This window comes from Pseudomonas sp. Pseusp88, from assembly GCF_047303955.1.
Lineage (GTDB): Bacteria > Pseudomonadota > Gammaproteobacteria > Pseudomonadales > Pseudomonadaceae > Aquipseudomonas.
In genome coordinates, this window is the sequence record NZ_JBGLYM010000010.1 from 122,582 (window position 1) to 146,219 (window position 23,638).

General features: G+C 58.4%; 22 protein-coding genes and 1 pseudogene. 15 read left to right on the forward strand and 8 right to left on the reverse strand.

What is annotated here, in order from left to right; all coding sequences use genetic code 11:
• Positions 1–66 precede the first annotated feature (66 nt).
• The 11 genes from ACCD02_RS15460 (at position 67) to ACCD02_RS15510 (ending at position 11,300) form a co-directional block, all read left to right on the forward strand.
• Positions 67–876 (forward strand): heme ABC transporter permease, encoded by an 810-nt coding sequence (locus ACCD02_RS15460; protein WP_413303252.1) that lies wholly within the window; start codon positions 67–69, stop codon positions 874–876.
• Positions 873–1,049: a heme exporter protein CcmD gene (ccmD, locus tag ACCD02_RS15465; protein ID WP_413303255.1), complete on the forward strand. Its 177-nt coding sequence runs from the start codon at positions 873–875 to the stop codon at positions 1,047–1,049. Before ACCD02_RS15460 ends, ccmD begins: the two co-directional genes overlap by 4 nt.
• The gene (gene ccmE / locus ACCD02_RS15470) at positions 1,046–1,510 is read left to right on the forward strand and encodes a cytochrome c maturation protein CcmE (RefSeq protein ID WP_413303258.1); all 465 of its coding nucleotides are present in this window, start codon (positions 1,046–1,048) and stop codon (positions 1,508–1,510) included. The genes ccmD and ccmE overlap by 4 nt, the downstream gene beginning before the upstream one ends.
• Before the next feature lie 6 nt (positions 1,511–1,516).
• Positions 1,517–3,490: a heme lyase CcmF/NrfE family subunit gene (locus ACCD02_RS15475; RefSeq protein ID WP_413303261.1), complete on the forward strand. Its 1,974-nt coding sequence runs from the start codon at positions 1,517–1,519 to the stop codon at positions 3,488–3,490.
• Positions 3,487–4,020, forward strand: coding sequence for a DsbE family thiol:disulfide interchange protein (locus tag ACCD02_RS15480; RefSeq protein ID WP_413303263.1), 534 nt, complete (start codon positions 3,487–3,489; stop codon positions 4,018–4,020). Before ACCD02_RS15475 ends, ACCD02_RS15480 begins: the two co-directional genes overlap by 4 nt.
• Positions 4,017–4,490, forward strand: a complete 474-nt coding sequence (locus tag ACCD02_RS15485) for a cytochrome c-type biogenesis protein (protein ID WP_413303265.1) — start codon at positions 4,017–4,019, stop codon at positions 4,488–4,490. The genes ACCD02_RS15480 and ACCD02_RS15485 overlap by 4 nt, the downstream gene beginning before the upstream one ends.
• A complete protein-coding gene (gene ccmI, locus ACCD02_RS15490; protein WP_413303268.1) occupies positions 4,487–5,686 on the forward strand; it encodes a c-type cytochrome biogenesis protein CcmI in 1,200 nt (399 codons plus the stop codon). The genes ACCD02_RS15485 and ccmI overlap by 4 nt, the downstream gene beginning before the upstream one ends.
• Positions 5,687–5,806: 120 nt before the next feature.
• Positions 5,807–6,193, forward strand: a complete 387-nt coding sequence (locus ACCD02_RS15495) for a hypothetical protein (protein WP_413303271.1) — start codon at positions 5,807–5,809, stop codon at positions 6,191–6,193.
• Positions 6,194–6,669: 476 nt separating this feature from the next.
• Positions 6,670–8,001 carry a delta-60 repeat domain-containing protein gene (locus ACCD02_RS15500; protein ID WP_413303274.1) on the forward strand — a complete coding sequence of 444 codons (1,332 nt, stop codon included), beginning with the start codon at positions 6,670–6,672 and terminating at the stop codon, positions 7,999–8,001.
• A 575-nt stretch (positions 8,002–8,576) separates the two neighbouring features.
• Complete coding sequence (locus ACCD02_RS15505; protein ID WP_413303276.1) at positions 8,577–9,926, forward strand: hypothetical protein; 1,350 nt, start codon at positions 8,577–8,579, stop codon at positions 9,924–9,926.
• Positions 9,927–9,983: 57 nt separating this feature from the next.
• On the forward strand, positions 9,984–11,300 hold the full coding sequence (locus ACCD02_RS15510; protein ID WP_413303279.1) for a hypothetical protein: 1,317 nt from the start codon (positions 9,984–9,986) through the stop codon (positions 11,298–11,300).
• Positions 11,301–11,385: 85 nt separating this feature from the next.
• Here ACCD02_RS15510 and ACCD02_RS15515 read toward each other — a convergent pair whose 3' ends face one another.
• The 4 genes from ACCD02_RS15515 to ACCD02_RS15530 all read right to left on the reverse strand — a co-directional run bounded on the left by ACCD02_RS15515 (position 11,386) and on the right by ACCD02_RS15530 (position 16,122).
• Positions 11,386–12,384: a sulfate ABC transporter substrate-binding protein gene (locus ACCD02_RS15515; protein WP_413303282.1), complete on the reverse strand. Its 999-nt coding sequence runs from the start codon at positions 12,382–12,384 to the stop codon at positions 11,386–11,388.
• A 107-nt stretch (positions 12,385–12,491) separates the two neighbouring features.
• On the reverse strand, positions 12,492–13,325 hold the full coding sequence (locus ACCD02_RS15520) for an ion transporter (protein WP_413303285.1): 834 nt from the start codon (positions 13,323–13,325) through the stop codon (positions 12,492–12,494).
• A gap of 98 nt (positions 13,326–13,423) precedes the next feature.
• Positions 13,424–15,055, reverse strand: a complete 1,632-nt coding sequence (locus ACCD02_RS15525; protein ID WP_413303288.1) for a methyl-accepting chemotaxis protein — start codon at positions 15,053–15,055, stop codon at positions 13,424–13,426.
• Between the two features lie 455 nt (positions 15,056–15,510).
• A complete protein-coding gene (locus tag ACCD02_RS15530) occupies positions 15,511–16,122 on the reverse strand; it encodes a TetR/AcrR family transcriptional regulator (protein WP_413303290.1) in 612 nt (203 codons plus the stop codon).
• Positions 16,123–16,260: 138 nt separating this feature from the next.
• Between ACCD02_RS15530 and ACCD02_RS15535 the strand changes: the two genes are divergently transcribed.
• Together ACCD02_RS15535 and ACCD02_RS15540 are read left to right on the forward strand one after the other, a co-directional pair.
• Positions 16,261–16,482 (forward strand): hypothetical protein, encoded by a 222-nt coding sequence (locus ACCD02_RS15535; protein ID WP_413303293.1) that lies wholly within the window; start codon positions 16,261–16,263, stop codon positions 16,480–16,482.
• A gap of 126 nt (positions 16,483–16,608) precedes the next feature.
• The gene (locus ACCD02_RS15540; protein ID WP_413303295.1) at positions 16,609–17,316 is read left to right on the forward strand and encodes an SDR family oxidoreductase; all 708 of its coding nucleotides are present in this window, start codon (positions 16,609–16,611) and stop codon (positions 17,314–17,316) included.
• Here the strand turns inward: ACCD02_RS15540 and ACCD02_RS15545 are convergent.
• A complete protein-coding gene (locus tag ACCD02_RS15545; protein ID WP_413303298.1) occupies positions 17,313–17,762 on the reverse strand; it encodes a multidrug/biocide efflux PACE transporter in 450 nt (149 codons plus the stop codon). The two genes, ACCD02_RS15540 and ACCD02_RS15545, sit on opposite strands and share 4 nt — an antisense overlap.
• Before the next feature lie 89 nt (positions 17,763–17,851).
• On the opposite strand from ACCD02_RS15545, the gene ACCD02_RS15550 reads away from it, so the two are divergent.
• Positions 17,852–18,736 carry a LysR family transcriptional regulator gene (locus ACCD02_RS15550; RefSeq protein ID WP_413303301.1) on the forward strand — a complete coding sequence of 295 codons (885 nt, stop codon included), beginning with the start codon at positions 17,852–17,854 and terminating at the stop codon, positions 18,734–18,736.
• 153 nt (positions 18,737–18,889) lie between these two features.
• On the opposite strand, the gene ACCD02_RS15555 is transcribed toward ACCD02_RS15550, so the two are convergent.
• From ACCD02_RS15555 to ACCD02_RS15565, 3 genes and pseudogenes are all read right to left on the reverse strand, one after another.
• The gene (locus ACCD02_RS15555; protein ID WP_413303431.1) at positions 18,890–19,501 is read right to left on the reverse strand and encodes a methyl-accepting chemotaxis protein; all 612 of its coding nucleotides are present in this window, start codon (positions 19,499–19,501) and stop codon (positions 18,890–18,892) included.
• Positions 19,502–19,744: 243 nt separating this feature from the next.
• Positions 19,745–20,779 (reverse strand): annotated as a pseudogene (locus ACCD02_RS15560) (cache domain-containing protein); the annotation flags it as partial.
• Between the two features lie 290 nt (positions 20,780–21,069).
• Positions 21,070–21,999, reverse strand: coding sequence for a LysR family transcriptional regulator (locus ACCD02_RS15565; protein WP_413303304.1), 930 nt, complete (start codon positions 21,997–21,999; stop codon positions 21,070–21,072).
• Positions 22,000–22,286: 287 nt separating this feature from the next.
• Between ACCD02_RS15565 and ACCD02_RS15570 the strand changes: the two genes are divergently transcribed.
• Positions 22,287–23,522, forward strand: a complete 1,236-nt coding sequence (locus ACCD02_RS15570; protein WP_413303307.1) for an OprD family porin — start codon at positions 22,287–22,289, stop codon at positions 23,520–23,522.
• Positions 23,523–23,638 lie beyond the last annotated feature (116 nt).

Sequence of the window (23,638 nt, forward strand, 5' to 3'; positions counted from 1 at the left end):
TTTGAGGAGTGCGCCGCATAGTCGGGCCTCTTACCGAACCCTGCATCCGTGATGAAAGGCAATCTGATGAAAGGCAGTGTGAATAGCAGCGTCAAGCGCGGCATCAGCTGGGCCTGGTTCCACAAACTGGGCTCGCCGAAATGGTTCTATGGCATCAGTGGCCGGCTGCTGCCATGGCTGAGTGTCGCCGCCTTGTTGCTGATCAGTATCGGTATCGTCTGGGGCCTGGCTTTTGCACCGCCGGACTACCAGCAGGGCAATAGCTTCCGCATCATCTATATCCATGTGCCGGCAGCGATGCTCGCTCAATCCTGCTACGTGATGCTGGCGGTATGCAGCGTGGTCGGGCTGGTCTGGAAAATGAAGCTGGCCGACGTCGCCCTGCAGTGCGCGGCGCCCATCGGCGCCTGGATGACCGCCGTGGCCCTGATCACCGGTGCCATCTGGGGCAAGCCGACCTGGGGGGCATGGTGGGTCTGGGACGCGCGCCTGACTTCCATGCTGATCCTGCTGTTCCTGTATTTCGGCCTGATCGCCCTGGGCAATGCCATCACCAACCGCGACAGCGCGGCCAAGGCTTGCGCGGTGCTGGCTATTGTCGGTGTGGTCAATATCCCGATCATTAAATTCTCGGTGGAATGGTGGAATACCCTGCATCAGGGCGCGACCTTCAGCTTCACGGAAAAACCGGCGATGCCCGCCGAGATGTGGCTGCCGTTGCTGTTCACGGTGCTGGGGTTCTACTGTTTTTTTGGCGCGGTGTTGCTGTTACGCATGCGCCTGGAAGTGCTCAAGCGTGAAGCACGGGCCAGTTGGGTCAAGGCTGAAGTCCTGAAAAGCCTGGGCCACCCGGCAGAGCAAGGGGAGCAATTGTGAGTTTTGTTTCATTCAGCGATTTCCTGGCCATGGGGCATCATGCTCTGTTTGTCTGGTCGGCCTACGGCATCTGCGTCGCTGTGCTGATCCTCAATGTGGCGTTGCCCGTGCTGGCCCGTCGGCGTTACCTGCAACAAGAAGCGCGACGTCTGCGCTGGGAGAACCGTAAGTGAATCCGTTGCGCAAGAAGCGCCTGTTGATCATCGTCGCCATCCTCGCCGGGGTCGGTATAGCCGCGACCCTGGCCCTCAGTGCGTTGAAGGAAAATATCAACCTGTTCTACACCCCGACCCAGATTGCCTCGGGTGAAGCGCCCCATGACACGCGTATCCGCGCCGGGGGCATGGTGGAAAAGGGTTCGCTGCAACGCTCCGCCGATTCCCTGGACGTCAAATTCGTGGTCACGGACTTCAACAAGTCGGTGACCATTACCTATCGCGGCATCCTTCCAGACCTTTTCCGTGAAGGGCAGGGCATCGTCGCCCTGGGCAAGCTCAACAGTGACGGCGTGGTCGTGGCCGATGAAGTGCTGGCCAAGCACGACGAAAAGTACATGCCCCCCGAAGTGACCAAGGCCCTGAAAGAAAGCGGCCAGGCTGGCCCGGGCTCCACCACACCTGCAAAACAAGGGTAAAGAACCATGATTCCTGAACTCGGCCATCTGGCCATGATTCTGGCACTGTGCTTTGCCGTGGTGCAGGCCAGCGTACCCCTCTGGGGCGCCTGGCGCGGTGACCGGCAATGGATGGGCCTGGCCCAGCCCGCAGCCTGGGGACAGTTTGCCTTTCTGCTGTTTGCCTTCGGCTGCCTGACCTGGTCATTCATGAACGACGACTTCTCCGTCGCCTATGTCGCGGAAAACTCCAACAGCCACTTGCCCTGGTACTTCAAGTTCAGCGCGGTGTGGGGTGCCCATGAAGGCTCGCTGCTGTTGTGGGCGCTGATCCTCGGCGGCTGGACCTTTGCCGTCTCGGTATTCTCCCGGCAACTGCCTCAGGTCATGCTGGCGCGGGTACTGGCAGTGATGGGCATGATCAGCGTCGGCTTCCTGCTGTTTCTGATCGTCACCTCCAACCCCTTCAGCCGCATCCTGCCGCAGATCCCTGCGGACGGTCGTGACCTCAACCCGCTATTGCAGGATATCGGCCTGATCGTCCATCCGCCGATGCTGTACATGGGCTATGTCGGCTTCTCCGTGGCCTTTGCTTTCGCTATCGCGGCCTTGCTCGGCGGTCGCCTCGACGCTGCCTGGGCGCGCTGGTCGCGGCCCTGGACCATCGTTGCCTGGTCGTTTCTCGGTGTGGGTATCACCCTGGGCTCGTGGTGGGCCTACTATGAACTTGGCTGGGGCGGCTGGTGGTTCTGGGACCCGGTGGAAAACGCCTCGTTCATGCCCTGGCTGGTGGGCACGGCGCTGATCCACTCCCTGGCGGTCACGGAAAAGCGCGGCGTGTTCAAGAGCTGGACCGTACTGCTGGCCATCGCCGCGTTCTCCCTGAGCCTGCTCGGCACCTTCCTCGTGCGCTCCGGGGTGCTGACCTCGGTGCATGCCTTCGCGTCGGACCCGGCCCGTGGCGTGTTCATTCTGATCTTCCTGCTGTTCGTGGTCGGCGGCTCGCTGACCCTGTTCGCCCTGCGCGCCCCGGTGGTGAAGAGCCACGTAGGCTTTGGCCTGTGGTCGCGGGAAACCCTGCTGCTGGGCAATAACCTGATCCTGGTGGTCGCCGCATCGATGATTCTGCTCGGCACTCTCTACCCGATGGTGCTGGATGCCATGAGCGGGGCGAAGATGTCGGTCGGCCCGCCGTACTTCAATGCCCTGTTCGTACCGTTGATGGGGCTGTTGATGGTGGTCATGGCCGTGGGTGTACTGGTGCGCTGGAAAGACACCCCGGTCAAATGGCTGGCAAGCATGCTCGCCCCGGTACTGGTCGGTACGGCTGTACTGGCCGCCATCGCCGGTTTTGCCCTCGGCGACTTCCAGTGGGCGGTGCTGGCCACCTGCGCGCTGGCAGCATGGGTGCTGCTGGCCGGTATCCGCGACCTGCTCGACAAGACCCGCCACAAGGGTTTGATCAAGGGTATGCGCAGCCTGACCCGCAGTTACTGGGGCATGCAACTGGCCCATATCGGTATCGCCGTCTGCGCTCTGGGCGTGGTCCTGTCCAGCCAGCACAGCGCCGAGCGCGATTTGCGTCTGGCTCCCGGCGACTCCACCGAACTGGGCGGGTATATGTTCGTCTTCGACGGCGCCAAGCATTATCAGGGACCGAACTACACCTCGGATCGCGGCACTATTCGTGTGCTGCGCGACGGCCAACTGGTGACCGAACTGCATCCGGAGAAGCGTTTGTACAGCGTGCAGCAATCGATGATGACCGAGGCCGGTATTGACGGCGGTTTCACCCGCGACCTCTACGTGGCCATGGGTGAGCCCCTCGACAACGGCGCCTGGGCGGTGCGGGTGCATGTCAAACCATTCGTGCGCTGGATCTGGTTCGGCGGCCTGATCACCGCGTTGGGAGGCTTGCTCGCGGCTCTGGACCGGCGTTATCGGGTCAAGGTCAGGAGCAAGGTTCGCGAGGCCCTGGGCCTGGCAGAGGTGGCGGCATGAAGCGCTGGATCATGTTACTGCCTCTGGTGTTGTTCCTTGGTGTGGCGCTGTTTCTCTATCGCGGGTTGTACCTGGATCCCGCCGAGCTGCCCTCGGCGCTGATCGACAAGCCGTTCCCGGAGTTTTCCCTGCCTGCGGTGCAGAGCGACAAGCTCATGACCCGTGCCGACCTGCTGGGCAAACCGGCGCTGGTCAATGTCTGGGGCACCTGGTGCGTGTCTTGCCGGGTCGAGCATCCGGTGCTGAACAAGCTGGCGCAACAGGGCGTGGTGATCTACGGCATCAACTACAAGGATGTCAACGCCGACGCCTTGAAGTGGCTCAAGGAATTCCACGACCCGTACCTGCTCAATATCCGCGACGAAGACGGCAGCCTGGGCCTCAACCTGGGGGTCTACGGCGCGCCGGAAACCTACCTGATCGATCGCAAGGGCATCATTCGTTACAAGCACGTCGGCGTAATCGACGACACCGTCTGGCGCGAACAACTCGCCAGCCGCTATCAGGCTCTGGTGGACGAAGCGAAATGATCAAGCGCCTGTTGACTGCGACCGTACTCAGCCTGGGGCTGGCGACCGTCACCCATGCCGCCATCGACGCCTACTCCTTTCGTGACGAGGCCGAACGCGCCCGTTACGGTGAACTGACCAGGGAGCTGCGCTGCCCCAAGTGCCAGAACCAGGACATCGCCGATTCCAATGCGCCGATTGCCGCCGACCTGCGTCGCGAGATCTACCGCATGCTCGGCGAAGGCCAGAGTAATCAGCAGATCATCGATTTCATGGTCGACCGCTACGGTGACTTCGTCCGCTACAAACCGGCCCTGAGCGCACGTACCTGGCTGTTGTGGTTCGGTCCTGCCGGGCTGCTGCTCGGCGGCGTACTGGTGATTGCCGTGATTGTCGGACGGCGTCGCAGCCAAGGCCGCAACGATACCGACGTCCTTTCTGACGAGGAGCGCGAGCGCCTCGCCCATCTGTTGGATAAAAATCGCGAATGACTGATTTCTGGCTGGCGGCCGGCCTGCTGTTGCTGGTGGCCCTGAGTTTCCTGTTGATCCCTGTCCTGCGTGGCCGTCGTGCCCAGCGTGAAGAAGATCGCACCGCCCTTAACGTCGCCCTGTATCAGGAGCGTATCGCCGAGTTGCAAGGCCAGCAGGCCGAAGGCGTGCTGACCGAGGCGCAGCTGGAAAGCGGCCGCGCCGAAGCCGCCCGTGAGCTGCTGACCGATACCGAGGGGGCCGATAGCGCCCGTACTTCGCGGCTGGGCAAGCCCTTGCCGTTGCTGGCCGCCGTGCTGGTGCCAGTATTGGGGTTTGGGTTGTATCTGCATTTCGGCGCCAGCGACAAGGTCGAGCTGTCCCGCGAGTTCGCCACGCCACCTGCGTCCATAGGGGAAATGACCCAACGCCTGGAGCGGGCGGTCAAGGCCCAGCCGGACTCCGCCGAGACCACTTACTACCTCGCCCGGACCTACATGGCCCAGGATCGCCCAGCCGACGGCGCCGCCATGTTCGAGCGCGCCGTGGGCCTGGCCGGACGTCAGCCCGAGCTGCTCGGACAGTGGGCTCAGGCACTGTATTTCGCTGCCGACAAGAAATTCACCCCGCAGGTCCAGGCCCTGACCAGCGAGGCGCTCAAGGCTGACCCGAAGGAAGTCACCAGCCTCGGCCTGTTGGGTATCGCCGCCTTCGAAAGCGAGCGTTATCAGCAGGCGGTGGACTACTGGAAACGCTTGCTGGCCGTACTGCCGCCCAACGACCCATCGCGTTCGGCCCTGCAGGGCGGTATCGACCGTGCCAGCGAGCGGCTGACCGCCAGTGGCGGCAAGCTGGCGGAGGCGGTCCCGGCCAAGGCTGCGCTGATCAGGGTCCACGTTGATCTGGCCCCTGAACTGAAGGCCAGGGTTGCGCCGGCAGACAGCGTCTTTATTTTTGCTCGCGCCGTATCAGGTCCTGCAGCGCCGCTGGCGGTCAAGCGAGTCACCGTGGCCGATTTGCCGGTAGATGTCGAACTGGGCGATGCCGATGCAATGATGCCGCAACTGAAACTGTCGAACTTCCCTGAAGTCCAACTTCTGGCGCGGGTATCCCGCGCCGGGCAACCGACCACCGGTGAGTGGATAGGGCGCAGCAAGCCGTTAGCCAGTAGCGTGAGCGAACTCCAGGCGCTGACCATCGATAGCCCGGATCAATAACACCGAATCCTGTGGGACCGGCTTTGGCCGGGAACAGGCCTTCCCGGCTAAAGCCGGTCCCACAGAGCTGCGCTGGGGTTTGAAAAGAGCCTTATCAATCCGACGACAGGGGAATCCATCATGTACCGCACCGCCCGTATCAGTTTGTTGGCCATGGTTCTGGGGCTGAGTGCCTGTGCGGTTCAGCCCCCGGCACAACGCAGCGAACAACCGATCCCGAGCCTGCCATCCTCCCAGCCCGGCACCCCGCGCGGCAACACGCCGCAAACCCCTGGGGCACCGCAGAAAACCTCCAGCCACTTTGCCCCACCCCCTGGCGGTCATAGCCACTGGGACGAGCGCCTGGGTGTGCACGTGCTGGACAATGCCAGTAACACCTTCTACCGCCAGCGCACCTACTACCGCTGGGACAACGGCTGGACCTGGGCCCTGAGCCCCGACGGCCCATGGCAAGCCACCGATGGGCACGGCGTGCCTCCGGGGTTGAGTCGTCAGTTTGGCAATTGAATGGCTCTGTCTGCGTTAAGTGTTGCGTAGAGATATCGCGACTTCTGGGTGGATTTATCCGCGAAAAGTTCTGCACGATCATGACCTTTCGCATATAAATCCGCTCCCACAACATCTGCGGCTGATTTTAAACTGATGGCGATGCAACTGATTGAATCCACTAGATAAAACGCTAGCAGACAAAGCCAGTTGAATCGAGGTTAGTTCGTTGCCTATTTGGTGCCGCAACCAATCACAAGGCGCCGAAGTCGATATGGTGTATCGAGCGGCTCGCCAACCGGTTAACACCTGTCTGGTCTGATTCGGGATTTAAATTTATATCAGCTTTAAGCCGACTTTGAGTTATCGAGATTTGATATTAAGGATCGGTCCATGAGGCATCAGGCGAAGCTATTATTATGGCGTGACTGTGCATCGATTCTTTGTTTGGATGTGGATTAGGCACGCTTAATAATCAGCCTAAAGGAACTTCTATTATGGAATCTATTAAAGGAGAACAGCAGTCAGGGCGAATTTTAGAGATGTTTGAAGTGCCATATGAGCGCGCTGTTAATGCTGTGTACGGTCTGGCCCGGGACCCCGAGGGTAGGATGTATGTGGCTTTTTCCGGTGCCCTGGAGGGTTACAAACCTCCTCGCTACACGGTAATTGTTACCCGTCTGGATGCGCAAAACAATCTCGATAAGGGTTATGGGGAACAAGGATTTACAACTATCGATTTTTTCAGAGAGTCCGGACTTCAGCTCCAGGCCATGGTACTGCAAGATGAAGGCAGTGTTGTTCTGATAGCGTATGGTCACGCGCGAACAGCCGCAGGGTTGGTAAAACTTGATGCCAGTGGCCGACTGGATCAAGCATTCGGAAATGGTGGGAGCATCATACATTATCTACGAGACTCACCCGTATCTGCAGCGCCTGTCACTTACGCAAATATTACGCCAAATGAACATCAAGATTCAGGGTCAGGGTCAAACGCGCGCCTGATTTCTCAATCCTCTAATGCGCTTATTTGCTGCGGTGGTTTTAGCCATGAGGGGAAGGAATTGGTCGTTGTCGCGAAATTCAGGCCGGATGGAAGCCTGGATAGGACGTTTGGTCAAGACGGGGTAACAGAGATATCTTCTCCCCGGACTGAAGTGTATCGTCTGGAGTGCAGAGCAGTCGCTGAACTGTCCGATGGACGAATGGTGGTCTTTGGTTCTGCTTATATTGAATTACCCTCAGGTGAACCCCCCGTGCGGGGCTGGATTTGCAGGTGCCTCCCAGATGGCGTAGTTGACCAGACATTCGGTGATAAGGGGCACTTGATAATCGGAGCTCCTGAGGGGACTTCAAATGTTTCGCGTGTTGAGTGTGGAGCAGTAGCGCAAGGTCCTGAGTTCTCTCTTGCTTGTGTATCGAATATAACCGTCTTTGATCCAGGGGCTCCATTAAATCTTTATTCACAGGTTTCATTTCTTGATCAGAATGGTGTCGATTTGTACTCATTCAATGCGGGTAAGCCAGTTATCTTCGACGTGGTCAGTCACGAAATTGATTTCCTGCATGCTGTTGCAGTCGGTCTGGATAACAGGATTGTGGCTGCTGGCGAATGTACCTCCGGTACGGCTTCGGGGCGGCCAGAGATGTTGGTGGCGCGATTTAATACTGACGGTTCCAGAGATACATCTTTTGCGGGGCAGGGATGGTTTACTGAGGCCTATAAAGGCGGCTTCCATAAGCTCAGATTCATCATGTTAGAAAGACGATCAATTGTGGTTTTGGGTGGAAATAACAATGCGGCGACCGTTACGGTCATCAGAAACTGAGGAGTCGCAGTGCAGGGGGAGCAGCGCAAACGCGCTTTTATTTGAATTTTATCCATGGCAGGACGGTAATCTGAATGTCAACAGGTTGCCGTCTTGCTTATATATCGACTAAGTTACTTTTCCGGATAAATCTGATCAAACACCTCGCCATCGACGAAGTGGGACTTCTGCACCGTACACCAGGCAGCCAATTTCGCGGCCTTCGGCAGCTCCTACAGATCCAGGCAAGCCCGGCAGGGTTGAGTCGTCAGTTAGCCAATGAGCCGAGCGAGCCTTCGCAACCTTGTGCCGGTCGACAGGGCTTCGCACACTAGAGGGGGCGTCGAAAAAATACCTGTAGTTGTCAATAGTGTTGTTCGTTGTTAGTGAGGGGCTTTTCATTAATAACATGGTGTGATATTAGACGTCGATATGGCAATCATGGCTTATCGAGAATTGATCTAAGAATACTGTCTTTGTCTGGTGTCGGTATGCATCGTGACTGCTAATGTAGGGAGAGTGATTGTTCGGAATTAATTGATGAGTAGTGCCTGGTGTTCAAGGAAGCGGGCGCTATCCTATATGAGGAGCTTATCTTGAAAATCAACAAATATAGCGAGTTGGGATATATCAGGGCGCTATTTGAAGTTCCCTTCAAACGTCCGGTTGAACAGGTTGGCAGTATCGCGCGACATTCTGATGGGCGGCTTTATGTCGCTTTCACGGCGACGGTGATTCCCTGGACCGGTCCGGAGTATTCGAGAAACAGCATTGTGGTGGTTCGCCTCGATACGACTGACAGCCCGGATCCTGATTACGGTACAGCTGGTTTCGCTCAGGTGAGTTTTGACAAGCTTCCAGAGTTTACGATAGGCGCCTATATTCTGGCGATGGAGCTGGATGCGCAGGGCAAAGTCACGGTGCTTGTGCGTGATATGGCGGGGGCGTTCATGGCAGGTTTGGCGCGATTCAAGCCTGATGGCCAGTTGGATGAGACGTTCGGCAAGGGTGGAACCATTGTACACCGTTTAAATATATCCCCGGGCCATACTGATGCTGCCTACCGTGAGCCGTCAGATGCTCGACAGCGGGGGGCAGCTGGGCAACTGACGTCCCTCGCCTCTGGCGCGCTTATTTATGCCAGCACTACTGCCATTTTCCCCAATCCGGGTTTCGGCTTCATGGCCCGGTTCAGGCCAGATGGAACCCTGGACACAAGCTTTGGCAGTAATGGCATTGTACAGGTTGCCCCTGCGGGCTCCGAAGGGCTATCCGTTCAGCTATGGTCCGTCACCGAACTCTCTGACGGGAGAATTGTTGCCTGCGGCCATTTCTTCAGTGAACGTGATGAAGTGCAGCCTAAGGGATTGCTCGCCAGGTATACCGCGGACGGAATTGTTGACCCCACATTCGGCAAGGACGGCTTCGTGTTATATGACCCTCCGCAGGATTATCCCGCCGACGCAGTATTTGGTTTTATGTGTCAAAGCGCTGCAGAAGGCCCGGATTTATCATTGGTCTGCGTCTTCACGCTTGTTCTGAGGGATCAGCAGAGCCCAAGGGGCACAGTTGTCGCTCATCTTGATAAAAATGGCGTTGACGTCTTGCCCTTTAATAAGGGTAAACCTGTGCTTTTTAGCGTGATAGGTCACAGTGTTGACCATTTCCATCGTGTCGTGCTGCAACACCACAGCGAGACTGCTTTTAAAATTGTCGTGGCCGGGCGTTCCAGTATCATGAGTGACGGCCCGGGGCAAAGCGAGTTTCTAATGGCGCGTTTTAATGCCGATGGAACCAGGGATCATTCTTTTGCTGCAAATGGCTGGTTCAATAAACAGTTTGCACCTGGCATTAACTCGCTCTCGGCGCTCACGCTTGAGCCGCGTGCAATCATTGCTGCGGGTGTCAATGGTGATAAGTCCGTCGTCATGCTGGTTAATGGTTAAGTGGGCGAAGGGCAGCGTGAATGCTCTGTTTTTAACAGGCTAGATGAGGTTTTTATCATGAAAAGGCATGAAGAGGCGGGTGTCATTAAAGATATAATTAATGTGTCCTTTAAGTTTCACGCGCAAGGCACGATTCGTATGGCTCGGTACATTGATGGAACGCTTTATTATGCGTTCCAGGTTGATGATGACTCATTGATTCCCATATATCTAACGCGTTTTTCAATGGTTGCACGCTTGGGCAGAGATTATCGGCCTGACCGCAGTTATGGGATTGATGGTGTCGCTAAAATAGACTTGGGTGGTGTGTTTAGAAGGACCTATATAGCTATTAATCATATTGATTTACATCCTGACGGCCGAGTCACCCTGGTTGCGAGTAATCGTCTGGTCAGGAACGAAGTCGCGCTGGTACGGCTAAAGGCCGATGGTAGTCTGGATGAGGAATTCGGAGAGGCCGGGATAGTACTACATCATTTGGACATTGGTCTTGATCATGATGATTTTGTAGCCCCGCTGAATATCGAGGATAGCCAATCTGAAGCTTACGGTGTGGGGGGCAGTGGGAAATCTTGCTCCCTGGCCTCCGGTGCACTCGTCTATGGTGGTGCTCATACTGCTGACAGAGCGTACATTGCAAAGTTTACGGCAGACGGAAATCTGGACGATAGTTTTGGCAAGCAAGGCGTAGCATTATTCATTCCACCGGTGGGGCACGCCTTGGAGGTTGAGTCTGTTCAGGCGCTTGCTGACGGCAAGATTGTTATTTGCGGTAGTTTGTTTGATAACGCTAGATCCATACGCTTGGCCTGGATTGCGAGATATACCGAGGCGGGAGTGATTGATCACACATACGGCGAGGACGGCAGCGTTTTGATTGACCCTAGGGAATATACGAGTTCGAATTCCCTACGGTGCGTAGGCATGGTGGAAGGTCCGGATTCAAGTGTTGTCTGCGTCAATCGGGTGATCGAAAGTTCAGGCGCTGTCTTCTCGATGATTACCTGCCTTGATGAGTATGGAAGGCATATACGGACTTTCAACAATGGTAAGCCTGTCTTGTTTCAAGTGGTAGGTCACCAACGCGATGATTTCAGTACGCTTACCGTGCAAGGCATTAGACGGACAGATTTTAAAATCATCGCGGTTGGCGGCATGCAATTGTCGACAGGGGAATATGGATTTCTCGTGGCGCGATTCAATTCGGATGGTTCCAGAGATACTTCTTTTGCGGGAACGGGCTGGATCCATTCGCCCCTTGGACCTCGACCGAATATTCTGACTGCCGTATCGGCGGACGAGCGTTTAATTGTTGCGATGGGCGCTCATGTCCTCGAGTACAGGCATTCTGCAATGATCGTAACTAACTACTAGCTGGCAACGGCTTGATGAGCTCGAGCAATGGCTCTATTAAAACGGCAACCTCGAGAGGCTGCCGTTTTGAACATGAACCGTCGGACTATTTCCCTGGATAAATCTGATCAAACACCCCACCGTCGACAAAGTGGGTCTTCTGCACCGTACGCCAGTCGCCGAAGGTCTTCTCTACCGAGAGAAAGTCGACTTTCGGGAAGCGGTCGGTGTACTTGGCCAGTACGGCCGGGTCACGCGGGCGCAGGTAGTTCTTCGCGGCGATTTCCTGGCCTTCTGGCGACCAGAGGAACTTCAGGTAGTCTTCGGCCAGGGCGCGGCTGCCTTTCTTGTCGACCACGGTATCGACCACGGAGACCGGTGGCTCGGCCTCGGCGGAGACGCTTGGGTAGACCACTTCGAACTGATCGCGGCCAAACTCGCGGGCGATCATCTCGGCTTCGTTTTCGAAGGTGATCAGTACGTCACCGATATGGTTGGTCATGAAGGTGGTAGTGGCGCCACGGCCGCCGGTATCCAGTACCGGTACGTGTTTGAACAGGTCGCCGACGAATTTCTTCGCTGCCGCCTCATCACCGCCATTCTTCAGGGTGTAGCCCCAGGCGGAGAGGTAGGTGTAGCGGCCGTTGCCCGAGGTTTTCGGGTTCGGCACCACTACTTCGACGCCGTCCTTGACCAGGTCGGACCAGTCTTTCAGAGCCTTGGGGTTGCCTTTGCGCACGATGAATACCGTGGCCGAGGTGAACGGCGCGCTGTTGTTCGGCAGGCGGGTGACCCAGTTATCCGGGACCAGCTTGCCGTTGTCGGCCAGGGCGTTGATGTCGGTAGCCATGTTCATGGTAATGACATCGGCGGGCAGGCCGTCGATGACCGAACGCGCCTGTTTGCTCGAACCGCCAAAGGACATCTGAACCGCGACGTTTTCCTTGTGCTCGGCTTCCCAGTGTTTCTGGAAGGCGGCGTTGTAGTCCTTGTAGAAATCGCGCATCACGTCGTATGAGACGTTAAGCAGGGTAGGGGCAGCCATGGCGGCGCTGCTCAGGGCCAGGCCGGTGGCCAGTAGCGAGGCGGCGAAGAGTTTTTTCACTGCGCATTCCTTTGGTTGAGTTGAGTATTTTTATAAGGGGATGATGGCTGAGTGCCGGGACTATAGCCGGACTGCAATAGGCCTTTAAAGATTAAAAACGTATTTGCTTATGCTTTCTTTGCAGGTCCCGGAAACAGCGCGTTGCCGCAGCGCGAACAGAATGCCGCATCGTGTTCATGGGTGTTTTTGGTACACACAGGGCAGTCGCGCTGCAACTGGTCGCCGCGCATGGCATTGGCCAGTTCGGCAGTGAAGATGCCGGTGGGCACGGCGATGATCGAGTAACCGGTGATCATCACCAGCGACGAGAGCATTTGCCCCAGTGCGGTCTTGGGCACGATATCGCCGAAACCCACGGTGGTCAGGGTGACGATGGCCCAATAGATGCCCATTGGGATGCTGGTAAAGCCGTGTTCCGGGCCTTCGATCACGTACATCAGGGTGCCGAATACCACGACCAGGGTCGAGACCGAAACCAGGAACACGATAATCTTCTGTTTGCTGCCGCGCAGGGCCGATAGCAGGTAATTGGCCTGTTTCAGATAGGGCCCCAGCTTGAGCACCCGAAAGATACGCAGCATGCGGATGATGCGCACGATCAGCAGGTATTGGGCGTCGCTGTAATAGATGGCGAGAATGCCCGGTACGATGGCCAGCAGGTCCACCAGGCCATAGAAGCTGAAGGCGTATTGCAGAGGCCTTGGCGAGCAGTACAGGCGCAGGGCGTATTCGATGGCGAAGACAGCGGTGAAGCCCCATTCGATCCAGGCCAGTTGGTCGGCGTAGTTGCGGTGGACCGATTCAATGCTGTCGATAATGACGATAAACAGGCTGCAGAGGATGATCACCAGCAACGCCTGGTCAAAGCGCCGCCCGGCAGGGGTGTCGGTCTGGAAAATGACGATGCGCAACTGCTCGCGCCGACTGAGGTTGCTGTCCATGAAGTTGTGTCCCCAGTGAAGAGGGCACGAGCCTGAGGGATTGCGCCTGACAACGCAACCCTCGGGCCCGGCGCGAGCCCGTGGGGGTGCGGCCTGCGTCAGACCTTGAACTGGTGCAAAAGGCTGTTCAGTTGCTCGCTGAGGTCCTTCAGATGCAGGCTGGCGGTGCTGGATTGCTCAGCGGCCAGAGCAGTGCTTTGCGACAGCTGTGCGGCCTGGGTCACGTTCTGGTTGATGTCTTCTACCACGTGGGATTGCTCCAGTGTCGCACTGGCGATGGAGGTGTTCAGGCTGTTGAGATTGCGCAGCGCCTGAATGATCGAGCCAAGACTCTGCCCGGCCAGGTTGGCCTGTTCGATAGTCAGCTGCGAGGACCGGCTGCTGTCGCCGATGACTTTCACTGCGGCGTTGGAGTGGGTCTGCAGGCGCTCGATCATGCCCTGGATTTCCGCCGTGGACTTCTGTGTGCGCTGAGCCAGCAGTCGAACTTCGTCGGCGACTACGGCAAAGCCGCGACCCTGCTCTCCGGCCCGTGCGGCCTCGATAGCGGCATTGAGCGCCAGCAGATTGGTCTGTTCGGCAATCGAGCTGATCACTTCCAGCACGCCGCCGATCTGGGTACTTTCACTGGAAAGGGTACGGATCACCTCCACGGCCTGTTCGATGGTCCCGGACAGGTGGTCGATCTGGCGCAGGCTGCTGTCGATATTGACCTGACCCTGATTGGCCTGGGTTTCGGCATCGCGCATTTCCTTGGCGGCATGCTCGGCGTTCTTCGCCACATCCTGCACGCCATAGGTCACTTCATTGACGGCGGTCGCCACCAGATCCATTTGCTGGGATTGCTGTTGGCTGCGGCTCAGGGCCTGGGCGGAATCGCTGCCCATGGCCGTGGACGCCTGGCCGAGGCTGGTCGCCGACTGCTGCAACTGGTTGATGACCCCGCGCAGCTTGGCGGTGAAGTCGTTGAAGTGTCGGGCCAGTTGGCTGACTTCGTCGCTGCCGTGAGTGTCCAGGGCGCGGGTCAGGTCGCTCTCGCCGCTGGCGATATTGGCCATGGCGCTCACGGTGACCTGCAAGGGCTTGACGATGCTGCGGGCGATCGTCGCCACCAACAGACCCATGACCAGCATGATCAGGGCACTGACCAGCGCGGCATACATCACCTGCTGGCGGAACTCGGCGACCACGTCATCGACATACACGCCCGAACCGATGATCCAGCCCCAGGGTGCGAACAGTTGCACATAGGAGGTCTTCGGCACTGGCTCGCTGGCGCCAGGCTTGGGCCAGCGATAGTTGACCGGGCCGGCGCCCTTGCTCTTGGCCACGGCGACGATCTCGTTGAACACCGCGAAACCGTCCGGGTCGCGGATGGCGGAGAGGTCCTGACCTTCGAGCTTGGCGTTGACCGGGTGCATGATCATTACCGGGCGCAGATCGTTGATCCAGAAGTAGTCGGTCTGGTTGTATCGCAGCCCGCGAATCGCGCTCAGCGCCTGTTGCTGGGCCTGTTCACGAGTCAGGGTGCCGGCTTTTTCCAGGCCGTTGTAGTAGTCGAGAACCCCACTGGCCGCCTGCACCAGGTGCATGGTTTTCTGCGCCTTGGCCTCATACAGGTCGGTATGCACTTGCTTGAGCATGACGGCTGCAAGGGTGAACAGCATCAGCAACGATACGATGAGAATCAGCCACAGACGCCGGCTGATGGAGAAGTTGCGCATAGTCATGATCGCGGCCTCGATGTGTTTTTATTGGGGCTTTAAAGGCTTTCGGCTATCACACTACAAATCTGAGAGTGATGTGAGATTTTTCTTTATGGAGCGTAGGCGTATATGGCTAAAGTCTTACACGACGAGAGGGTGTTTCGCGCTATTGCCATTTTTCAGGATAGCGGTAAGATTGGATCCAACAACCGCAGCCAAGGAAGCGCTGCGGGATCACGGACGATCGACCATTGTCAGGACGGCAGCCGACAGGATGTTGGATGGTCACACCAAAACCCGCTTCGGCGGGTTTTTTTATGGCTGTGATAGTGGATCTGGAGCGAGTTCCGTGGGGGCGAATTCATTCGCGAAGGCAATATTAAAGTCGTTGAAAATGCGTTGAATGTACCGGCCTCTTCGCGAATGAATTCGCTCCCACAGGTTCTGCTTCCACATCTCTGCGCTAGCTGCACACAGGGCTACACCCGATCCAGCTCACACCCCTTGAGCACCAGCCGGGTGATGGTCTCGGTGGCGGCTTCGTAATCGGCGTCGTCGAGTTTTTCCTTGCCGGTGACGCTGGAGATCTGCCAGTCGAAGTCAGCATAGGTCTGGGTCGCGGCCCAGATGCTGAACATCAGGTGATGAGGGTCGACAGGGGCGATCTGGCCGCTGTCGATCCAGGCCTGGATGCAGTCGATATTGTGCCTGGCCTGATTGTTAAGCTGTTGCACCTGTTCGGGTGTCAGATGCGGCGCGCCGTGCATGATTTCACTGGCAAAAACCTTGGAGGCGAAGGGCAGGTCGCGGGAAATGCGGATCTTGGAACGGATATAGGCGCTCAACACCTCGGCTGGGACGCCATCGCGGTTGAACGGTGTGGAGGCGCGAAGGATCGGTTCGATGATGCTTTCCAGCACCTCGCGATAGAGGTTTTCCTTGGATTTGAAGTAGTAGTAGACATTGGGCTTGGGCAGCCCGGCCTTGATCGCGATATCGCTGGTCTTGCTGGCAGCGAAGCCTTTGTCGGCAAATTCCTCGCTGGCAGCGCGCAGGATCAGCTCTTTGTTGCGCTCGCGAATACTGCTCATAATCCCGTTGATTCCTTGCCGGCCCGGCGGTTGCGAATGGTAGCACCGGCTTTGCGCGACGCTCAAGGCAGGTGCGCTTGCAGGGCGCTACTGGCATATTGACGTCGCTGGCAGACGAATGATGAGGATCCCGCCCCTATGAACAGCCCTTTGTTTTCCAGCGTAGTGGCCTACGCCCAGCAATGTGAACGGCAACTGGTGGAGATCCTTCATCTACGCCCGGGGCTGGACCGGCGGCAGGTCTCGACCTGGGTTGATGAACAAAGCCATGCGCGTACCGATCGCGATCCTCTGGACCTGCTGCGTTCGATCAACGCTCAGGTCCGTGCGGGTAAGGCTTTGCCCTGGGAAGACCAGTAGCGCTTGCAGCAACCTGATAAATCCCCTTGCGATTCGCGAATGGACCCTGCATTATCAATAGAATTACGGTCGTAATCCAATTGATCCTCAACGCATTCGCCACCCATTTCAGCAAGGGGCAACATCATGCAAGTCAAAGATTCCATTGCTTTCGTCACCGGCGCTAACCGCGGTATCGGCCTGGCTTTCGCCCAGGAACTGCTCGCCCGTGGCGCGAAGAAGGTCTACGCCGGTGTGCGTAATCCCGAGAGCATCAACATTCCGGGCGTGGTGCCGGTCAAGCTTGATGTCACCGATGATGCGTCGGTCGCCGCAGCTGTTGCCCAGTGTGGTGATGTCACGCTGCTGGTGAATAACGCCGGTATCGCCGGTGTCCGGGAGAATTCCCTGGATGCGGCGGTGATCGAGGATTCGCGGCGTTTCTTCGAAACCAACTATTACGGCGTGATTCGCATGAGCCAGGGCTTTGTCCCGGTATTGCAGGCCAATGGCGGTGGCGCCATCGTCAATGTGCTGTCCAACGCTACCTGGGTTTCGCTGCCGATCCTCACTGCTTATTGCGCCAGCAAGTCGGCGGCCTGGAGCTTCACCAACGCCCTGCGCATGGATATTCGTGAGAAAGCCATCCAGGTGCTGGGCCTGCATGTGGGGTTCGTCGACACCGACCTGACTCACGGTTTTGATGCGCCCAAGGTTTCCCCGCAGTCCGTGGCCATCGAAACCCTCGACGCTCTGGAAGCGGGCAAGGAAGAAGTGTTCGCCGACGAAGGCACCAGGCAGCTCCAGGCCGGTCTGGCGCACTCGCCGTACCTGTTCCTGCCTGAATCCGCCTAACGCTGCACAGCCCTGGCGTCCCGTGCGGGCGCCAGGCGCTCACGCAAGGTGTCGTAGAGCCAGTTGAAAATCAGGGTATAAGGCAGGAACAGCAGCAAGAGGCCGATATCCAGCAGCAGCGCATCCAGCAGGCTGAGCGACAGCCACCACGCCGCCAGTGGCACTACTACCAGCACCAATCCTCCCTCGAACGCCAGGGCATGTAACACTCGCAAGCCCATGGACATGGCCAGATGCAGGCGCGCGCGCAAACGGTCGAACAATGCATTGAACAGCATATTCCAGAGCATCGCAGCGGTGGACACCATCACCGTCATGGCGCCCATGCGGCTCAACGAGTGGTCCATGAGCCAGGCGAGCAGCGGCGCAAACAGCAGCACACCGATGATCTCGAACAGCAGGGCATGGAAGGCGCGCTCCTTCAGGGTTTTCCCCTTGGCAGACATGACAACTTCTCTCGTAGTGCGAAACAGGCCTGCATTGTCATCGGTCCTTGCGTTACAGTGAAAATGGTCTCCATCGGAAAAACCGATATATGAATTATTCTCCCGAAGCCCTCGAAGCCTTTGCCCAGACCGTCGCCCTCGGTTCCTTCAGCGCAGCGGCGCGGCGCCTGGGCAAGAGTCAGTCCACCATCAGCGAAGCCATTGCCCGCCTGGAAATCGATCTGGGCCTGGAACTGTTCGATCGTTCGGCCCGGCATCCGGTCCTGACCGAGGCGGGTAGGGCGATGCTCGGTCGTATCGAGGATGTGCTCGCTGCCTCGGACAAATTGCGCCGCGCCGCGGGGCGCCTGGCCGCAGGCATGGAACCGCGCCTGACCCTGGTGCTGTCCGATGCCAACCCTTTTACCGATTTCGAAGCGCGCATGAGCGAACTGGACGAGCGCTTTCCCGAATTGGAACTGGAGTGCGTGTTTGCTGAGCACGGTGATGCGATCAACCTGATTCAGTCGGGTCGCGCTTCTCTGGGGCTGCTATCCGCGCAGGCGAGTTATCCGCCGGAAGTCGGCTACGCAACCATTGCCGAACGCGCCGATTTCGGCCTGTTCGTCGGTCACAAACACCCGTTGGCAGCAGAGACAGCGGTGGATTATCAGAAACTGGCAGGCCATCGCGCCCTGCGCCTGAATACCCTGGTCGATCAGGGAGTGCCCACCGACGACTTGCCCACCAGCGGCCACCGCAGCTGGTCGGCACCCAATTACCTGTTGCTGATGGACATGGCGGCGTTCGGTTTCGGCTGGTCGGCGTTGCCGCGCTGGCTGGTCTCGGGATATGCCGGCGGGAGGCTGAAGGAACTCGATGTACCTGGCTGGCCGCGCAGTTCGGCAGTGGACGTGATCTGGTCCCGCCAGCGCAGCCTGGGGCCGGCGGGGACCTGGCTGCTGGATACCTTTATTCGGCATCGGGGGGAATGAGGTTGGCGACTCTCTTGGTTTGAGTGGATTTTCAGTGGGACCGGCTTCAGCCGGTAAGGCAATGGCTCAGGCGCCGAAAATGTCTTGCCTGCGCTGGCCCTTTCCCGGCTAAAGCCGGTCCCACGGGAGTTTGCCTAAAGCGTGAGATCCAGTTCAGATGCGGAAGGTATTGACCAACTGCTGTAGCCGCTTGGACTGATCTTCCAGCTCTGTACACGCCTGCAAGGTCGACTTGAGGTTACCGACCATGGCCTGGTTGAGATCGGTGATGTGGCTGATATCCCGGTCCAGGTTATCCACCACAGAGGTCTGTTCTTCCGTGGCGGCGGCCATGGAGATATTGATCTCGTTCATTTCGCCGATCCCCGTCAGCACGCTGTTCAGGCGCTCCCCGGCCAGGTGCGCGGTCTTGACGTTGTCATCGCTGTGGCGCTGACTGGCAAGCATGGCGGTGACCGCGCTGCTGGCGCCGACCTGCAGTTCCTCGATCATGCTCTGGATTTCGTTGGCCGACTGCTGGGTGCGCTGGGCCAGGCTGCGCACTTCATCCGAGACCACGGCAAAGCCGCGTCCGGCATCCCCGGCCCGGGCCGCTTCGATAGCGGCGTTTAGGGCCAGCAGGTTGGTCTGGTCGGAGATGCCCTTGATCACATCGAGGATACGGCCGATGCGCAGGGTCTTGTCGTTGAGGCTCTCGATATCCTGACGGGTGCTGATCACCTGGGATGACAACTGTGACATCGCCACCAGGCTGCGCTCCACCACTTGCCGGCCGTGCTCGGTCTGCTCCCGGGCGTCGGCGGCGCGATGGGAGGCGTGGGCGGCGTTCTGGGCAATTTCCTGGGCGGCGGCGCCCAACTGATTGATTGCCGTGGCGACGTTATGGGTCAGCGCGGCCTGGGCGTCGGAGCTGTCCAGGGACGAATGCGATGCCTGGCTGACCCGGGTCGCCAGGGCAGTCAGTTGGCTGCTGGAGGTCAGTACCTGGCTGATGGACTGCTGGATGCGCTCGACAAAGCGGTTGAACGATTGGGCCAGTACGCCGAACTCATCTTTGGACTGGCTGTTCAGGCGCTGCGTCAGATCGCCTTCACCTTCGGCAATGGATTCCATGGCCTTGCCCATGCTGTGCAAGGGCCTCAGCAGCGCCTGAATCAGCAGGCCGAGCAGGGCCAGAGTAACCAGAACGGCGACGAGGGTGGCTATCAGCGCCGAGCGACGGAACTCATGCAGGGCGGCGTAGGCTTTGTCTTTGTCCACGGACAGGCCGATCGACCACTTCACCGATGGCAAGCCGCCAATGGGGGTAAAGGTGATGATGCGGGTGGCACCGTTTTCCTCGACTTCGCTGAAGTCACTATTGATCGTCGGAGCGCCATTCGGGAAAGCCTGGGCCAGGGTCTTGGTCACCAGGGCTTTGTCCGGATGCACCAGAATCTTGCCGTCGGCACTGACCAGAAAGGCATAGCCGATGCCGTTGAGGTCCACGGCGTTGATGATTTTCGCCAGTTGCTCAAGGCTCAGGTTGGCACCGAGCACCCCGGCGACCTGGCCCTTGGCATTGATCGGCACCGCCTGGGTCATCACCAGGTAATCCGTACCGGCACCGATATAAGGTTCGGTCAGGGCCGGCTTGAGGCTCTGGGCGGCGTCCTTGTACCAAGGGCGCTGGCGGGCATCGAAGCCTTCGGGCATGACCCGCTGCGGGCGAATGACGAAGCGTCCGTCAGCCAGACCGACATAACTGGCGACAAAGGTCGAGGTAACGATGTCCTGCTCCAGCAGGCGGGCGACGTTCTGCGGCGTCGGCTCGGCGGCCATGCTCTCGGCCACGCCCTGCAACAACAGAATGCGCCCCGACAGCCAGCTCTCGATATTGATGCCCAGCACCTTGCCCATGCCCTGCAAGTTGCGTTGCAGCGCCTCGCGGGTACTGCTGCTCTGGCGATAGTCGTTGAACAGAGCAAAGGATAGAAACACCACAACCACGATCAGGCAGGCGCCGAACAGAATCTTGTGGCCGAACTTAAGTGACATGCGCATGACGCCTCCCGTAACCAATGCTGGTAAACCCGACTTGCAGGTTTAATGAGGCGCCGGGGTTTGTCGAACGAGAAAAAAGACGGGGCGGGCATTGGTTTTTTTTGTGGGCAGGGATGGGGCGCGGGAGTGCTGCTTCTCTCTATAAGATGCGCCAATCAGGTGCGGCGGTGAGATTTCGTTGGAGCGAGGCTTGCCCGCGAAGAGGTCCGACTGTTCGATACATTTCTGTGTCTTAAACATCGCTTCGCGGGCAAGCCTCGCTCCAACGTAACACCAGATCTGCGTTTTCCCTACAGCACATCCAACACATAAGGCACATCCCCACGCGGCGATTCGGCGTGGAATTCCTCGACCACTTCCCGGGTCAGGCTGACGATATCCTCCACCAGCTCCATCCCCGCACCGCTGCGCCAGCTGGCGACGATGTCCATCACCGAGGGCAGGGCGATGTCGTTGAGCAGGGTCAGTGCGCCCTGGGCCAGTTCGCCGCGTACCAGTTGCGCCGGCATGGCACCGATGCCGAAGCCGTCCCGCACCAGGCGGGTGATGGCCGAGGCCGAGTTCACGCAGTTGATGCGCGGGTTGATGATATTGGCGTTGTGCAGCAGGTTGAGGATGTCCTGATGGGGCCGCGAGTTGCGCGAGAAGGTGACGATGCGTTCCTGGGACAGCTCTTCCAGCGACTCGTAGGTACGGTCGTACGGTGAGCCGGTCGGGACCACCCAATGCATCGGATAGCGGATCAATACGGCGTTGCGCACGCTGTCGAAACGCAGCATGTCGGTCTGGAAAATGATGTCCTGATAGCCCTTTTCCAGCTGCGCACAGAGGTTGCTGGCAGTGTCGGCGGTCAGCTCGATCTCCAGTAACGGGTAACACTTCATCAAGCGTGTTACCAACGGGCTGAGCCAAGTGTGTATGACCGTATCCATTGCCCCGATACGTATTCGCCCACGCACCTGACGCGGATCCTTGATCGCCGCCTTCATGCTTTGCATCGTATCCATCATGCGTTCGGCGTACTCCAGCACCCGCTGCCCCTCGGGGGTCAGGGATACGCCCTTGGAGTCGCGGACGAACAGGCGCACGCCCAGTTCGTCCTCCAGGGCGGCGATACGGCTGGAAATCGACGCCTGGGTGCTGAAGAGTTTTTCCGCCGTCAGCCGGAAGCTTTTCAGGCGGGCGACCCAGACGAATGTTTCCAGAAATTTGAGGTTCAACGGGGGATTCCTGTTTCAAAAGGCCAATGCATATCCCCAGGAAATTGCAGGTTATATGCCAGACAGTGAACAGAAATTCTTATGAGGCATAGCGGTTTTTTCCCGTTGGACGCAAAACGCCACCTTGCCGAAAGATTGGCCCCGACGAGAGAGGCCACCTGCGCAGCGTGACACCGGCGCAGACAGGCCTTCGGGGTGACGGCTCCTTGTGCCGCGCCATTTCAATAACAAATGCGCTCTGCCAGCAGACGGCCCAACGCCGCTGTGCGCTCAAGGGGAGGCTGTAAATGTACGAGCATAAACTCAAGGTTTTCTGTGCGCTTGCACTGGGTACCGGCACATTGGGCTACGGCCTGCAGGCCCAGGCGGATTTCCTCGCCGACAGCAAAGGCGAACTGGAAGCGCGCAACTTCTACTTCAATCGCGACTTCCGCCAGAGCGGTGCCCGGGACAAGGCTGAAGAATGGGCACAAGGTTTCCTGCTGCGCCTGCAATCGGGCTACACCGCCGGCACCGTCGGCTTCGGCCTGGATGCCTTGGGCATGGTTGGCGTCAAGCTGGACTCCGGCTCGGGCACGGCAGGCACAGGGCTGTTGCCTGCGGACCTGTCTTCCGGCGGCTCCCAGGATGACTACGCCAAGCTCGGCCTGACCGGTAAGGTCAAGATCTCCAAGACTGAACTGAAAGTCGGCACGCTGTTCTTCCGCGATCCGGTGGTGTCCTCCAACGATACCCGCCTGTTGCCGCAGACCTTTCGCGGCGGCCTGGTCACCTCCCAGGACCTGACCGATTTCAAATTCATCGGCGGTCATATCGACCGGATCAAGGCCAACAGCTCCACTGACTTCACCGAAATGACCGCCAACCGCATCGGCGGCCTGAGCAACGATTTCAACTTCGGCGGTGGCGATTACCAGATCACGCCACAACTGACCCTGAGCGCCCGTTACGCACAACTGGAAAATGTCTACGACCAGTATTACGGCGGCCTGGTACATGTCCTGCCCCTGGGTGCGGGGCAGAGCCTGAAGACCGACCTGCGATATTCGAAAAGCTCGGAAGACGGCAACTTCCGCGACCTCGACAACCGCGCCATGGGCGGCATGCTCACCTACAAACTCAATTCACACGCCTTCGGCGCCGGTTATCAGCGCATGAGCGGCAGCGACCCGTTCCCCTATATCACCGGCAGCGACCCGTACCTGGTCAACTTTATCCAGATCGGCGACTTCGCCAACATCCACGAGCGCTCCTGGCAGGCCCGTTACGACTACGACTTCGCCTCCCTCGGTTTTCCCGGCCTGACCTTCATGACCCGCTATGTATCCGGCGACAACGTACAGCGCGCCGCAGGCGGCGAAGGCAAGGAGTGGGAACGCAACATGGATATCGGCTACGTGTTCCAGAGCGGCGCCCTGAAAAACCTGGGGATCAAATGGCGTAACGCGACCGTACGCTCCAACTTCGGCAACGACCTCGACGAAAACCGCCTGATTGTCAGCTACACGCTGCCGCTTTGGTAACAGGTGTGGGATCAGACGACACACACCTCTGACATGAAATGAACGTCTGTAGGAGCTGCCGAAGGCTGCGAAAGCGGTGTGACAGGTAGATCCCATTCGCAGTCTCCGGCAGCTCC